Source organism: Photobacterium sp. GB-36 (assembly GCF_003026135.1).
GTDB lineage: Bacteria > Pseudomonadota > Gammaproteobacteria > Enterobacterales > Vibrionaceae > Photobacterium.
The window spans coordinates 58,949-73,490 of record NZ_PYNY01000011.1 but is presented as its reverse complement, the minus strand read 5'-3'; the positions used below and the strand labels follow the sequence as shown (position 1 = coordinate 73,490).

Genomic DNA, 14,542 nt, shown 5'->3' with positions numbered 1-14,542 from the left:
TCATGCCTTTTATTGATAACCTCAACCAGCAACTTGGCCTAATGGCGTGGCCTCTTATTATTTGTTCTGTGCTCACTGTTATGATTTTAACTGAGCGTCTTATTCAAGTTTTGTTATGTACCGGTGTAGGCAAAACAAAAGTTACAGCACTCCTTGCTCAACAAAACCGTCACGACGAACACGCACTAGATAATTTAACCGAGGAGCTAAAACAGCAACGCCCTTTGCTTTATAAAGGAATTGCGATGTTAATTGCGCATCGCCATTTCACTAAACCATTACGTGAAGATGCTGCCGCTATTTGGTTAATACAAAAACGCACTGAATTACGTTCAGGTTTACGCTTATTAAGTCTGATTGGTGTTATTAGTCCGTTACTTGGTTTACTCGGTACAGTGCTTGGCTTAATTGATATGTTTACCGGTATTTCCCATTCAACAGGCTCTGTGACTCCCAGCGATCTTGCTGACGGTCTTGGTCTTGCTATGCGAACAACAGCTGCTGGTTTGATCATCGCACTTCCTGCCATTACTGGTGCACAACTACTTGGGCTATGGGCTGATAATGTTACGGCTAAACTAGAACACAGTTTAAACCGTTGTAATCTTTGGCTTGAAGGAATGAATGTTGACGCTGAAAACGGGAAAACATCAGCCTGTGATACCTGCGAACAAAACCCTGCCGTTAATGGGACTGCATCATGATCAAAGCCAACAGTAGCGTTTTCCAAACTGAGGAAATGAATCCAGACCTGACTCCATTACTGGATATTATTTTTATTGTCATGGTGTTTTTACTGTTAACAGCCACAGTGAAAATTAAAGCCCTCGATGTCGATTTACCACAAACAGCAACCAAAACATTACAGACAACCCAAGCCGATCCTATTGCTATTAATTTAGTATCAGAAGCACCTTATTGGGCACTGCAAGGTAAAAAAATCAATCAATGGGATGACTTCAAAACAGCCTTGTTACAAGAAGTGAAAACTAACCCAACGAAACCTGTTGTGATTGGTGCAGATAAAGCAGCCTCTGTTGAACAAATGCTCAAATTACTCGCCTTCTTGCAAGAAAATAATATCAAAGCGACTCAGCTACTTATGGAAGAATCAAACAATGCATAAACTCTCTCTATTAAAAACCTCTTTATTGACGCTGGTGTTAGGACTTAGTAGCTACGCGCAAGCAAGTACGGACTCAGCAACTGAGAAAAATAAAATCATCAGTGCTGGTGCTTCAGTTACTCAAATCATTAACGCCTTAGATGCTAATGATCAAGTCGTCGCCGTTGATCTAACAAGTAAAGGATTAGTGGATAAATCAACCCCTAAAGTGGGTTATCACCGCCAGCTTTCAGCTGAGAACTTAATGTCTTTATCCCCGACTCACCTTGTTGGTTCTAATGAAATGGGGCCACAAAGTACACTTAACCTACTTGAGCAATCAGGTGTTGAAGTTGATATTGTTAACTCAGGGGAAACCGTCAAAGATTTGCTTACACGTATTGATCAGATTGCTAAACTCACTGATCATCAAGATCGTGCTGAAAAGCTAAAACAAAAGCTTAATGTTCAGCTAGATAAAATTAATACTGCAACAGCCAATATTAAGACTCCTAAAAAAGTCTTGTTCTTAATGATCCATGATGGTCGCCCAATTAACATTGCAGGAAGTAATACTACTGCAGATAGCATCATTACACTTGCTGGTGCTAAAAACCCTGCTGCAACATCAATCAGTAACTACAAGCCTATTTCTGGTGAAGCGCTGGTTACCATGCAACCAGATATTATTTTGTTGAGCACACGTACAGCTAGCAAGATCAAAAACATGCAAGATCTTATTGCCCAAATGCCATTAATTGCCGCAACACCGGCTGCAACAAATAATGCATTACTCACAATAAAAAGTACTGCGCTCATTGGTGGTTTAGGACTCGAGAGTGTTAATGAAGCTTTAAAGCTTAATCAGGCTATTTATCCTTAAATTACGCCTCTATCATCCCTATTTATTCGTGCGTAAGGTTGTTGTTACATGTATGCAAAACGCTTCTCAGCCCATCATATTTATATAATAAGTATCGCCTTACTTATTTTTACAGGGCTTTCTTCTATTGTTATAGGTCCTATGGCGATCAGTTATAAACAAAGTTTGTTAGCACTATTACCCGGTGATCATGAACTTGCTAAACATGTCAGCCTAGTGATCCATCAAATTCGTTTACCACGTACGCTTCTCTGTTTTGCTATCGGTGCAATTTTAGCTGTATGTGGCGCTGTACTACAGGGACTGTTTCGCAACCCGCTTGCAGATCCTGGGATCATCGGAATCACTGGCGGTGCAGGCTTAGGTGCTGCATTGGCCATTGTCTTATTTGCCCCTCTCACCGCATCATTCCCTCAGCTTTTAAACTTCGCTATTGTGCCTATTTTTGCCTTTATTGGCGGCGCAATCAGCACCGTTTTAGTTTATCGCTTAGGCACAGATAAAAACGGCACATCGGTGATGATCATGCTACTCGCTGGTGTCGCGATAACCGCAATTTCAGGCGCAGGGCTTGGGTTACTCAATTATGTTGCCGACGATCAAGCCTTACGTGATTTATCATTGTGGTCAATGGGTTCACTGGCTGGTGCAACATGGACAGGCATTATTCTCGCCTATTGCACATTCGGGTTACTCTTTACCTATTTTTATCGTCATACCAGTAATTTAAACGCGTTGTTATTAGGCGAAGCTGAAGCTCGACATATGGGGGTTAACACCCAAAAACTAAAACGTAATTTAATTATTACATGTGCTGCGGGAGTGGGTATGACTGTTGCCGTTTGTGGCCCGATTGGCTTTATTGGCTTGGTTATTCCTCATGTGGGGAGAATGCTAACTGGTCCAAATCATAGAACCTTATTGCCAATTTCGGCTTTACTTGGCGGATTAATCCTCTTGGTTGCCGATATGATTGCTCGAAGCGCATTCTCGCCTCAAGAACTGCCGGTTGGGATCATCACCGCCATGTTAGGCGCGCCTTTCTTTATCTATTTATTAGTTAATCAAAAGAGTCAGATGTCATGACGTTAAATCATTCAGCAAAGGTCGATTTTACAGCAAGTAGCGACAAAGTCTGTGTTATTCAGGCTCGCGACTTATCATTACAATTCGGTGATAAAGTCCTGCTAAATCATCTTGATATTGATATTCACGCAGGAGAAGTCACCGCATTACTTGGGCCAAACGGTGCAGGTAAAAGTACCCTGTTAAAAGTATTATGTGGTGAGATTACGCCAAAATCAGGCACGGTTTCTTTCTTTGATCAACCGCTTAATAATTGGGCTCGGGAAGAATTGGCATGTCACTTAGGTGTCCTTCCACAACATAGCGCATTATCGTTTGCCTTTACCGCGAAAGAAGTTGTCGAGCTAGGCGCAATTCCATTGCAGCTCACTTCGCCTGAACTGAAAGATGCAACAGCATCAAGCATGCAATATGTTGATATTAACAATTTAGCTAAACGTCTCTACCCCACCTTATCGGGGGGTGAAAAACAGCGTGTACACCTTGCCCGGGTTTTAACACAACTCAGTAAAGCCGGTGATAAATGTATCTTGATGTTAGATGAACCCACCTCAGCACTCGATCTCGCCCACCAGCACCACACCTTACAAATTGCCCAAAATATGGCTATACAAGGCGCCGCTGTAATTGTGGTATTGCACGATTTAAACCTTGCAGCCCAATACACTGATCGGATGATTTTCCTTAATGAAGGAGAAATAAAAGCCGACGGCACGCCAACACAAGTTCTTACTCCTGAAGTAATAGATACCTTATATGGTTGGCCTGTCAGTGTTCATACTCATCCAAGTGGTGATTTTCCTTATCTTTTATCAGCCAATCATTCTGTTTTTTAACGTTTTATCTATTAATGACTAGATATACACAATAAATTGAAGCTATTAGCATGACAAACATCGAGTTTTTACGGTTAATGATCAATTAATTCAATCAAGTTGAATAGAAAGATTGCACAACGCAAAACACACAGTAAAATGTGATCGCAAGCGATTACATGTGTAATTAGTGTAAAAATAGTTTCTATCTTCTAATGCCGCATTTTACTGCGGCTTTAGTTGTTTATGATCCATGATAATTGCAACACCCTATAATTCGGTATCAAATTGAATAATTAAGTAGCTAATAACTAAAGGATCTTCATCTCTGCGAGTGAACTCGTAAGCCATAGACTACGTAATTAATCAATTTGGTATCAAAAACCTTTGTCAGATCCTAATCTGACCATGATAAGAAGAATAAATATGGCAACCATTAAAGACGTTGCACGTATGGCAGGTGTATCAACTACTACAGTGTCGCACGTGATTAATAAAACACGCTTTGTTGCAGAAGCAACGCAACAAAAAGTTTTGGCTGCAGTAGATGAACTTAACTACGCCCCAAGTGCAGTAGCGCGAAGCTTAAAATGTAATACAACACGTACTATCGGCATGTTAGTCACTAAATCGACTAACCCATTTTTTGCCGAAGTTGTGCATGGTGTTGAAGAATATTGTTATGGTGCAGGCTACACACTGATCTTATGTAACACCGAAGGTAACTTAGAAAAACAACGTGATTACTTACGTATGCTTTCTGAAAAGCGTGTTGATGGCCTATTGGTTATGTGCAGCGATCTGGATCAAATGCTGCTCGATTTACTTGAGCGTAAAAATGATCTTCCTATGGTTATCATGGACTGGGGCCCAGAAAGCCCACATACTGATAATATTCTAGATAACGCTGAAAACGGCGGTTATATTGCGACTAAGCACCTTATTGAAAATGGTCATAAGAAAATTGGCTGTTTATCTGGGCAAGTTGATAAGTCTACTTGTCAAGAGCGCCTAAAGGGCTTCCGTAAAGCGATGAAAGAAGCAGATCTCACTGTTAATGCTAATTGGCTACTTGACGGTGACTTTGAGTGTGAGTCAGCCGTTGAAGCTGCTCATAAGTTTATCGCAATGGAAGATCGCCCTACTGCTATCTTCTGCTTTAACGACATTATGGCCATGGCTCTGATCAGTACCTTTGAACAGGCAGGTCTGCGTGTTCCTGATGATATCTCAATCATTGGCTACGATAACATTGACCTTGCGCCCTACTTTGCGCCACCGCTAACAACTATCCACCAGCCTAAACGTCGTTTAGGTAAAAAGGCCATCGAAATCTTGCTAGAGCGTGTGAAAGACAAGAATCATGAGCGTCAAACCTTTGAAATGACGCCTAAACTTGTTGAGAGAAAATCGGTTAAAGATCTCAACTAATAAAATTTATCTTTCTATGTTAAGGAAAAGCCGATAAGTTAACCTTGTTGGCTTTTTTTTTACTTATAAAAAACAATCATGAGTATTTATAATTATAAAGCTTATTAAAATAAGCTAAGAACAAATACCTGAACCAATATCACATTTTTGAGAGCTTAGATTTAATATTAAAAGTATTATTTAATATAACTTTATATAGTCACGAACTGGCAAATTAATTGAAAGATTAAGACGCAAAACCACCGGCCTAAAAATTATGTTAATAATTCAAGGTAGCGGGGTTACCGAAGGATTATTATTGAACCGACAATATTATGACACAAACTTAACAATATATTGACAGTATCAATGTGTAGATTAATTAATCTATTTCCTCGCTCTTAATGTTTAGGTGACACTCATATTTTTTCACCGAGTAGAAGCATGGATAAACCAATATTAAAAGATTCATTAAAATTATTTGACCATTTTGGTTCAATAAAATCACGGTCGATGTTTGGCGGTTTTGGCATTTTTTCTGGTGATACAATGTTTGCATTAGTTGTGAACGATAAACTTCACTTACGTGCAAATGCTGAAACTGAAAAGGAATTCAAACAAGCTGGCTTGGAACCCTATGTTTATAAAAAACGTGGCTTCCCTGTTGTAACCAAGCACTATGCAATACCCGACCAATGGTGGGATGAACCCACAAAGATTGTAGCTCAAGGTAGGTATTCACTGGATGCAGCAGAAAAAGACAAGCAAGAAAAGGAGAGTTGCGTACCTGACCGAATTAAAGATTTACCTAATCTACGATTATCAAATGAAAGAATGCTTAAAAAAGCAGGCATAAACACTATTGAACAACTTCTAGCAGTGGGCTCTCTTGGCGCATATAAAGCACTTCAAGAATCACAAACAAGTCCATTGAGTATTGAATTGCTTTGGGCATTGGAAGGTGCAATTAGCGGTCAACATTGGTCAGTTATTCCTGAGCAACGTCGAAATGAACTATTATCTGCCTTATCTTAAAAATATAAGTTGTCTTAAATATAAAATACTTAGGAATAAAAGAGCCCCCATTCTTTTATTTCTAAGTATACCTTTCAAAAATAATTTCCGTATTATCCTTATCTTCCTTTATAAAATTCAATATTTATTTGGTTTAATTGCATAATAACAAACTTTTGCCATTAAATTAATTCCCTCCGTTTTGCACTCCTTGATTTATATAAATGATAATTATCTTTATTTATATTCCATGCCTAATTATTTGCTAATACGACCAATAACCCATCTTCTCACTAATAAATAACGCGGCGCTTTAAACTGTCTTATCTCCTGCTGATTTTTTCACCAACCAATTGAAGAAAAAGAAATATTTATCATTAAATGAAATACAATGTCTGATCTTAAGGTCTACATGTTTACAACTGCTACTGAGTAAGATCGTATAAAACCCTACTTTTAGGGTATTTTTTAAGGAATCACATGCGCATTTCGATCAAAAAAATTGACTCTTTATGGGTAAAGCCTTTGCTATGGCTTCAAGCTCGCCACTATGGTCAAGTATTAAACCCTGCAAAGCTATGGGGACGTAAACCTGTCTTATTTTGGTTAGTCGCAGGTTTTTTTGGTTTTCTCGACCGTAAAAAGTCACCGATTCAAGATGTCATGCGATCTTTGGTCTGTGTGCGTGTTTCACAATTAAACGATTGTGCCTTTTGTGTTGATGCCAATGGTATGAAGCTCGCCGAACGTTGTGATTCAGAAGATAAAATTAAAGCACTCGCCAACTGGCAACACTCTACGCTGTTTACAGATCAAGAACGCGCTGTGTTGGCCTACACTGAAGCGATGACAATAACAGGCAAACGAGTGACAGATGAAATGCTTGTCGCGCTACAAGAATGGTATAGCAGTGATGATATTATTGAACTCACTGCTTTAGTTAGCTTTCAGAACTTGTCGGCGAAATTTAACACTGCGCTCGATGTGCCAGCACAAGGCTTTTGTTCTCTTCCTATTACGCCTAACGATATTGCTCAAGATAACGTGCAAGCATCAGATAAAAACATAACGAAAAAGGATCAGGCAAATGAATAAGAAAAAAACGCTATTGCTGCTGGTCATTGTCAGCCTTATTGCGTTATGGCTACATTTTGATCTAGGCCAATACCTTACCCTTGAGTTCATCAAGCAAGAGCAATTAGCCCTACAAGCAAAGATTGAAAGTCAACTTTTCACTGCTTACTTGTTTTTCTTTGTACTCTATATTGCCGTGACAGCCCTTTCCTTACCCGGCGCTGCAATTTTAACGTTGCTTGGAGCGGCATTATTTGGTTTTTGGCCTAGCCTTATTATTATTTCTTTTGCCAGCACAATAGGTGCAACATTGGCTTTTCTATCAAGCCGCTATATTTTGCAAGACTGGGTACAACAGCGGTTTGGACAACGCCTCGCGACCATTAATCAAGGGATTGAAAACGAAGGCGCATTTTATCTATTAACGCTGCGTTTAATCCCTGTAGTGCCGTTTTTTCTGATCAACTTACTAATGGGTTTAACCCCGATTAAAACTCGTACCTTCTTCTTTGTCAGTCAGCTTGGCATGCTGGCTGGAACTGCTATTTATGTGAATGCCGGTACTCAACTGAGTAACATTAATAGTTTGAGCGAAATCATCTCATTTCCTGTATTGATATCTCTTGTATTACTCGGGATCTTCCCACTGCTCGCAAAAACAATTATTAATTACATCAAAAGCCAAAAGGTTTATAGCGATTGGCAAAAACCTACAGTGTTTGATCAAAACCTAGTGGTAATTGGTGCTGGTGCTGGCGGTTTAGTCAGCTCCTATATCGCGGCAGCCGTAAAAGCGGAAGTCACATTAATTGAGCGTCATAAAATGGGCGGCGATTGCTTAAACACAGGTTGTGTGCCATCTAAAGCCTTAATCCGTGTCGCTCATAGCGCTTATGAGCTGCAACAAGCAAAACAATTTGGTATTGAAGCTAAAATTGAAAAAATCGACTTTAAAGCCGTTATGACTCGTGTTCACAACGTTATCAAAGATATCGAACCGCATGATTCGGTTGAACGTTACAGCAAGCTTGGTGTGAATTGTGTCCAAGGTGACGCGACGATTTTGTCGCCTTGGGAAGTAGAAGTTAACGACAAAGTGATCACCACACGTAACATTATTATCGCAACAGGGGCTTCCCCACTATTGCCCAATATTTCAGGCTTAAACACAGTTAATCCATTAACGTCCGATAACTTATGGCAACTAGATACTTTACCTAAAAAGTTATTGATTTTGGGTGGTGGTCCTATTGGTTGTGAATTGGCTCAAGCGTTTAATCGTCTTGGCGCATCTGTCACCTTAGTTGAAATGGCAGATCAGTTACTTAACCGTGAAGATAAAGATGCGGCCGATTTCATCTATCACACACTAACACATGAAGGTATTAGAGTACTTCTAAAACACAAAGCCGTTAGTTTTGTAGAGAAAGGATCTGCGCAATATCGCCACGTTAAGCTTGATGATCTTTCGGCAGAACAAACGATCGACGTTGAATTTGATCAGGTTATTGTGGCGTTAGGTCGCGTTGCTAATACCAAAGGTTTTGGTTTAGAGCGCCTAAAATTAGCAACAAATCCACAAGGGACTATCAAAGTTAACCACTACCTACAAACGCAATATCCTAATATATACGCTGTGGGTGATGTGGCAGGTCCTTTCCAATTAACTCATGCTGCAGCGCATCAAGCATGGTATGCCTCAGTAAATAGTTTGTTTGGTACATTCAAAAAGTTTAAAGCTGATTACTCGGTATTACCTGCCGTTACCTATACTGCGCCGGAGTTAGCTCGAGTTGGTCTCAATGAAAAAGAGGCTATTTCACAAAATATCGATTATCGAACATATACTTACCCTATATCCGATTTAGATCGAGCGATTGCCGACAATGCTGCCGAAGGTTTCGTTAAAGTTCTAACCCCGTCCAATAGCGATAAGATTTTAGGGGTCACAATTGTCGGCCATCATGGCGGTGAACTACTGGCAGAATTTACCTTAGCAATGCGCTACAAACTGGGACTGAATAAGATTTTATCGACGATTCACCCTTACCCCACCATGAGTGAAGCCACTAAATATACGGCTGGTGTATGGAAACAGGCCAATGCCCCACAAAAGTTATTGGCAATGGTTAAACGTTATCATCAATGGATGCGTAAATAGGTCATTCGATACAAGGAATTAAAAAGGACGAAACTCTGATGATGAAAAAAAATGTACTAAAAGCCTTGTCGAAAGGCATCGCGTTATCGTTAACAATTTCTAGCTTCGCTTACGCTGAAGAAACGAAAGCACCTGCAAATGAAAGTCAAAGCTGGCAACAAATTGAACAAAAAGCCAAAGGTCAAACGGTCTACTTCAATGCGTGGGGTGGCAGTCAAGAAATCAACGACTATTTAAAATGGGCCGATAAACAATTACAAAAAAGTTACGGTGTAACTCTAAAGCAAGTCAAAGTCACCGATATCGCTGAAACGACCCAGCGTCTACTGGCAGAAAAAACAGCGGGAAAAAATACCAACGGTGGGGTTGATTTAGTTTGGATTAATGGCGAAAACTTCCGTTCAATGAAGCAACATCACCTTTTGTATGGTCCTTTTACTCAACAGCTGCCCAATTGGAAATATGTTGATACTAAGCTACCGATTGATCAAGATTTTAGTGTACCGACAGAAGGCTATGAAGCACCTTGGGGGGTTGGACAATTGGTATTCATTTACGATACCAGTGTGCTTAAACAACCACCTCAAAGCTTTAAAGAGCTATTAGCATTAGCGCAAAAGAATCCTGGTAAGATCAGCTACCCTCGCCCACCAGAGTTTCATGGTAGCAGCTTTTTAAAAGCAGCATTGCTAGAGCTCACTGACGATAAAAAAGCACTCTATCAGCCGTTATCATTACCCGCAGAAAAAACGCTATTTGATAACGTGACAGCACCGCTTTGGCACTATTTAGATCAGCTCCATAAAGTGGCATGGCGTGGTGGTAAACAGTTCCCAGCGGGCACTGCAGAAACCGTACAACTGCTTGACGATCAGCAATTATTATTAGCTATCACTTTTAATCCTAACGCTGCCTCAGCTGCAATTGAGAACGGTAATTTAACTGAAAATGCGAAAACCTATGCCTTTAAGCAAGGGGCATTAACCAATATTCACTTTTTAGCGATACCATGGAATGCATCAGCAAAAGAAGGGGCACTGGTTGCGATAAACTTTTTAATGAGCCCAGAAGCACAAGCGCGTAAATCAGACACCAAGATTTGGGGCGATCCAACAGTGCTAAAAGCCCAAGCCTTTAGCCAATTAGCTGAACCTTATAAGAGCCAGTCTTTTGAGCTTTATCCATCTATTGCCGAACCCAACCCTACATGGCTAATGGCTATTGAGCATGAATGGCAAAAGCGTTACGGACACTAAACTTTGTTATGTTGCTCTAACTGTTATTAAAACAGCCAGCCCATCACTGTGCTCTGCTCTTTCATCAGCAAGTTCAATGGCACGCTGGCTGTTTTTATTAAGCTTCTTCTAATTCGATTTGCACGTTAGGCTCAAACTCTTTACTGATCATCCAACATGCTATCCATGCCGTAATAGGTGCAACAATAATCAACGATAAACTACCAATTAATGTTCGTGCAATTTCGGCTGCCACGACTTTCATGTTGATAATTTGCATCACATCGTTACCACGACTCGCAAACAACATAATCATTGTTAAAAAACTGCCTGAATAGGCTAACAATAAAGTGGTTGTCATCGTCCCGATCACCGCATTGCCAACTCGAAAACCTGATCTCAACAAATCCATTTGATTCATGTCTGGCGCATTGATTTTTAGCTCTTCCATCGTTGCTGCCATTTCCATCGCAACATCCATTGCCGCCCCACTCGCCCCAATTAAAATCGCTGCATACAGAATATCTAGCATGTTTAAATACATGCCTGTTTCAAACAATAAGGGCTGAGCTAAAGGTTGTGTCATTCCATCTAAATGAAGTAACTTGCCGACCAACACACACAGAATCATGGTGACAATTAATCCAATAATCGTGCCTGCCAATGCCGCCTTTCCTTTTGCTGTCCAACCGGCAACGGACAAAATGATCAAACTACACAGCATTAATAAACACACGGCGGTGACTAACAAAGGAGAATAACCCGCCATAAGCCCAGGGATCAGAAGCTCTACGATGATCACAATAGATCCAATGAACGACATTAACGCTTTGGCACCGACTTTTCGTGCATACAGTAACAAGCCTAAACTAAAGGCGATTGCTAAGCCGATTAATGCAGGAAGACGATAACGAGATATCACCCTTGTACGTGTGTGATCATTCTTCGCTATCGCCACTAAGACGCGATCGCCAACCTGATAATATTCATCATATTCCATCGCACCATTCATCAAATTGTAGGCAACGACTTTTTTATTATTACTCAGCGTTAAATCTAACGCCTGCTCTCCCAGACGATTACTACCAATAATGGTGACCTTGCTGTTATTAACCGCAGTTACTTCACCGACTTTATAGTCAGATCCTGTTACACCTTGACTAAACATTTCACAACACGTCACTAGAAGAACGATAAAGGCTAAAATCACACCGCGCATGTTTGTTTCCAACTGCTTTAAAAACCACGAAAAAAGGCTGTCCAAGACAGCCTTTACCTAAAAATTAATCCCTAACTACCAATTTTTACGTTCATTAATGTCGCTAATGTTTTCGCCACTTGGGTGTTATCTTCAAAATTGCCAAATTTCTCAGCACCGACACCAACTGCAGAAAGCGGTAACTGTGTCGCGGTATGCGCATAGCTTGTCCAGTAAACACCTGCTCGTTGTGAAGTGATGTGCGCTACAGCAATGGCTACTGGATCATACCCACCATAAGTCGCATCATTATGCGTGCTGTAACCATCAAAATCGGTGATATTTTTAGCACGAAGTTCGTCATCGATATCCATCGCATGATTTAGCGTTTGCTGCTCTTCCTTCGTCAGCAACTTCAAACCAAAATGTTCATCTATATGCTTCATGAAGGCTTTACGATCGCCGTTATAAACACCTTGAAGCTTATCTTCGATAGACTCATCAACATCTTTTAGCTTATCTAACTGTACAAAATAGTTCTCACCTAAGCCTAAGCCCATACCACCAGTTTCATGATCGCCCGCTACAATAATTAGTGTTTCATCTTTATGGTGCTCATAAAAATCAATAGCCGCTTTTACTGCTTGATCAAATGCGATGGTATCTTGAATCACCGTTGATACATCATTAGCATGTGCCGCGTGATCAATTCGACCACCTTCTACCAACATGAAGAAACCGTCAGGATCGTACTTCAATGTTTCGATGGCTTTTGACGTCATTTGTGCTAGAGATGGCGTACTAAGATCTTTCTTACGATCAATTTCATAAGGAAGGTGCGATGAGGCAAAAGAGGCGAAAACCTTTTGCGAGTTCGTTGGATGGAAGGCTAAAAAATCCGCCGAAGAATCAGCACCAATAAAAGTGTGGTAGCCTTTTTGTTTGAACCCATCAACAAGGTTCTTACCGTCTTTACGTTTACTGCCTTCACCATTAATAAAGTGACGAGAGCCACCACCAGCAAAGAAATCGACATTCGATGCTAGGTAATCATTGGCAATTTCGTTTTCGTTATCGCGACTAATGTTTTTAGCAACAAAAGTGGCTGGTGTCGCATGGGTCAAACGTGTAGTGGTAACAATACCTGTTGCCATCCCCTTATCTTTCGCAGCATCCAATGTTGAGCGTAACTTATGCCCTTTTGGATCCATTGCAATAACGCCATTATCCGTTTTTACTCCGGTCGCTAATGCTGTACCTGCTGCTGCAGAATCGGTTACTAAAGTATTGGCTGAATGGGTGGTAATAATGCCTGCTACAGGCATTGCATTAATGGCTAAACGTTGTGTCTGATCCCCATTTTGTTGCTGCAAGTAGTATTCACTGATCTGACGTTGGGCTGTCCCCATACCGTCACCAATCATAAAGAATACATATTTCGGCGCATCTGCTGCATGAGCACTTAAAGAAAGAAGTAAAGATGATGCAATTAAAGTGGGTTTTAAAATAGACATTGTTAACTCGCTGTTTTTATTGAATGCGAGCAAGCTACATTGCATTTATTAAACAATTCTTACAAAACACACTATATGCCTTATGAGCATCCTCAATGGAATCAATATCACCTTATTAACGCATCCATTCATGATGAAGCTGCTCACTGTCGCCTAAATAATCGAGTAACCAACTGACAGCTGGGCTCAACGTTTCTGTATTCCATGCTAAACAACAAGGACTCATTGAAGGCTTCACCGCGAGCTCTTTTTCCACCAGCTCTCCTGATTCAATTTTACTGATCGCCATATGGCTAGGAACAACAGAAATACCCAGCCCTGCTTGTAAACATTGAAATGCACTGTGCCAACTTGGCACCATGATCCGACGTTGGTTATCCATTAGCCAAGTTGTTCGTTTAGGTAACGTTCGAGAGGTATCTTCTAAACAAATCGCAGGATATTGCGCTAATTCAGAAGGCTCTAACGGATGCGATGCCATTGCTAAAGGATGATCTGGCGATACCACAAACTTCCACGTTAAAACGCCCATATCACGATAATCAAAGCTGCCACCAATTGGCACTGCAGCAGTTGCGCCAATGGCAATATCAGCCCGCCCATCAGCTAAGGCATCCCATACCCCATTAAACACTTCCATTGTTAGGTGCAACTCTACATCTGGAAAATGTAAATAGAAATCTCGAACAAGGGTATTTACTCGACTTTGGCGTACCACGGTATCGAGCGCAACAGAGACATTTTCTGACCAACCATTCGCTACCCGTTGGGTTTGATATTTAATGGTATCCATCTGTTTAATAAGTTTGCGCGCTTCTTCGACGAAATACTCACCAGCAGGTGTCAATTTCACCTGCCTGTGCAATCGAACAAATAATTCGACAGCTAATCGCTCTTCTATTAATCGAACAGTATAACTAATCGCACTAGGGACCTTATGTAATTCTTCAGCCGCAGCAGAGAAGCTGCCACGACGGGCAACTACGTCAATAACTTGGAGATCGTTGTATGAAAACATATCAAATCAAATTTTTTGAAAGCAATGTT

At 40.7% G+C, this 14,542-nt stretch carries 13 protein-coding genes and 1 riboswitch; of the genes, 10 read left to right on the top strand and 3 right to left on the bottom strand.

The window, feature by feature from the left end:
• Positions 1–2 precede the first annotated feature (2 nt).
• From C9J46_RS11860 to C9J46_RS11815, 10 genes are all read left to right on the top strand, one after another.
• Positions 3–704 (top strand): MotA/TolQ/ExbB proton channel family protein, encoded by a 702-nt coding sequence (locus tag C9J46_RS11860; protein ID WP_005368267.1) that lies wholly within the window; start codon positions 3–5, stop codon positions 702–704.
• Positions 701–1,126, top strand: a complete 426-nt coding sequence (locus C9J46_RS11855) for a biopolymer transporter ExbD (protein WP_107206404.1) — start codon at positions 701–703, stop codon at positions 1,124–1,126. Before C9J46_RS11860 ends, C9J46_RS11855 begins: the two co-directional genes overlap by 4 nt.
• Positions 1,119–1,988: a hemin ABC transporter substrate-binding protein gene (locus tag C9J46_RS11850; RefSeq protein WP_107290941.1), complete on the top strand. Its 870-nt coding sequence runs from the start codon at positions 1,119–1,121 to the stop codon at positions 1,986–1,988. Before C9J46_RS11855 ends, C9J46_RS11850 begins: the two co-directional genes overlap by 8 nt.
• A gap of 48 nt (positions 1,989–2,036) precedes the next feature.
• Positions 2,037–3,074 (top strand): iron ABC transporter permease, encoded by a 1,038-nt coding sequence (locus tag C9J46_RS11845; protein WP_107206402.1) that lies wholly within the window; start codon positions 2,037–2,039, stop codon positions 3,072–3,074.
• Positions 3,071–3,910 carry a heme ABC transporter ATP-binding protein gene (locus C9J46_RS11840; RefSeq protein ID WP_107206401.1) on the top strand — a complete coding sequence of 280 codons (840 nt, stop codon included), beginning with the start codon at positions 3,071–3,073 and terminating at the stop codon, positions 3,908–3,910. Before C9J46_RS11845 ends, C9J46_RS11840 begins: the two co-directional genes overlap by 4 nt.
• A 405-nt stretch (positions 3,911–4,315) precedes the next feature.
• The gene (gene purR / locus C9J46_RS11835; protein ID WP_107261511.1) at positions 4,316–5,320 is read left to right on the top strand and encodes an HTH-type transcriptional repressor PurR; all 1,005 of its coding nucleotides are present in this window, start codon (positions 4,316–4,318) and stop codon (positions 5,318–5,320) included.
• 198 nt (positions 5,321–5,518) lie between these two features.
• Positions 5,519–5,609, top strand: a riboswitch (cyclic di-GMP riboswitch).
• A gap of 134 nt (positions 5,610–5,743) precedes the next feature.
• On the top strand, positions 5,744–6,334 hold the full coding sequence (locus tag C9J46_RS11830; protein WP_105060044.1) for a TfoX/Sxy family DNA transformation protein: 591 nt from the start codon (positions 5,744–5,746) through the stop codon (positions 6,332–6,334).
• Positions 6,335–6,793: 459 nt separating this feature from the next.
• Positions 6,794–7,408, top strand: a complete 615-nt coding sequence (locus C9J46_RS11825; RefSeq protein ID WP_107206399.1) for a carboxymuconolactone decarboxylase family protein — start codon at positions 6,794–6,796, stop codon at positions 7,406–7,408.
• Positions 7,401–9,548, top strand: a complete 2,148-nt coding sequence (locus tag C9J46_RS11820; protein ID WP_107290940.1) for an FAD-dependent oxidoreductase — start codon at positions 7,401–7,403, stop codon at positions 9,546–9,548. Before C9J46_RS11825 ends, C9J46_RS11820 begins: the two co-directional genes overlap by 8 nt.
• A 38-nt stretch (positions 9,549–9,586) precedes the next feature.
• Positions 9,587–10,804 carry an ABC transporter substrate-binding protein gene (locus C9J46_RS11815; RefSeq protein WP_107290939.1) on the top strand — a complete coding sequence of 406 codons (1,218 nt, stop codon included), beginning with the start codon at positions 9,587–9,589 and terminating at the stop codon, positions 10,802–10,804.
• A 97-nt stretch (positions 10,805–10,901) separates the two neighbouring features.
• On the opposite strand, the gene C9J46_RS11810 is transcribed toward C9J46_RS11815, so the two are convergent.
• The 3 genes from C9J46_RS11810 to punR all read right to left on the bottom strand — a co-directional run bounded on the left by C9J46_RS11810 (position 10,902) and on the right by punR (position 14,513).
• Entirely contained in the window at positions 10,902–12,002 is a 1,101-nt protein-coding gene (locus C9J46_RS11810; RefSeq protein ID WP_107206396.1) for a YibE/F family protein, read from the bottom strand.
• 71 nt (positions 12,003–12,073) lie between these two features.
• Positions 12,074–13,495 carry an alkaline phosphatase gene (locus C9J46_RS11805; protein ID WP_107290954.1) on the bottom strand — a complete coding sequence of 474 codons (1,422 nt, stop codon included), beginning with the start codon at positions 13,493–13,495 and terminating at the stop codon, positions 12,074–12,076.
• Positions 13,496–13,610: 115 nt separating this feature from the next.
• Entirely contained in the window at positions 13,611–14,513 is a 903-nt protein-coding gene (gene punR / locus C9J46_RS11800; protein WP_105060039.1) for a DNA-binding transcriptional activator PunR, read from the bottom strand.
• Positions 14,514–14,542: the final 29 nt, after the last annotated feature.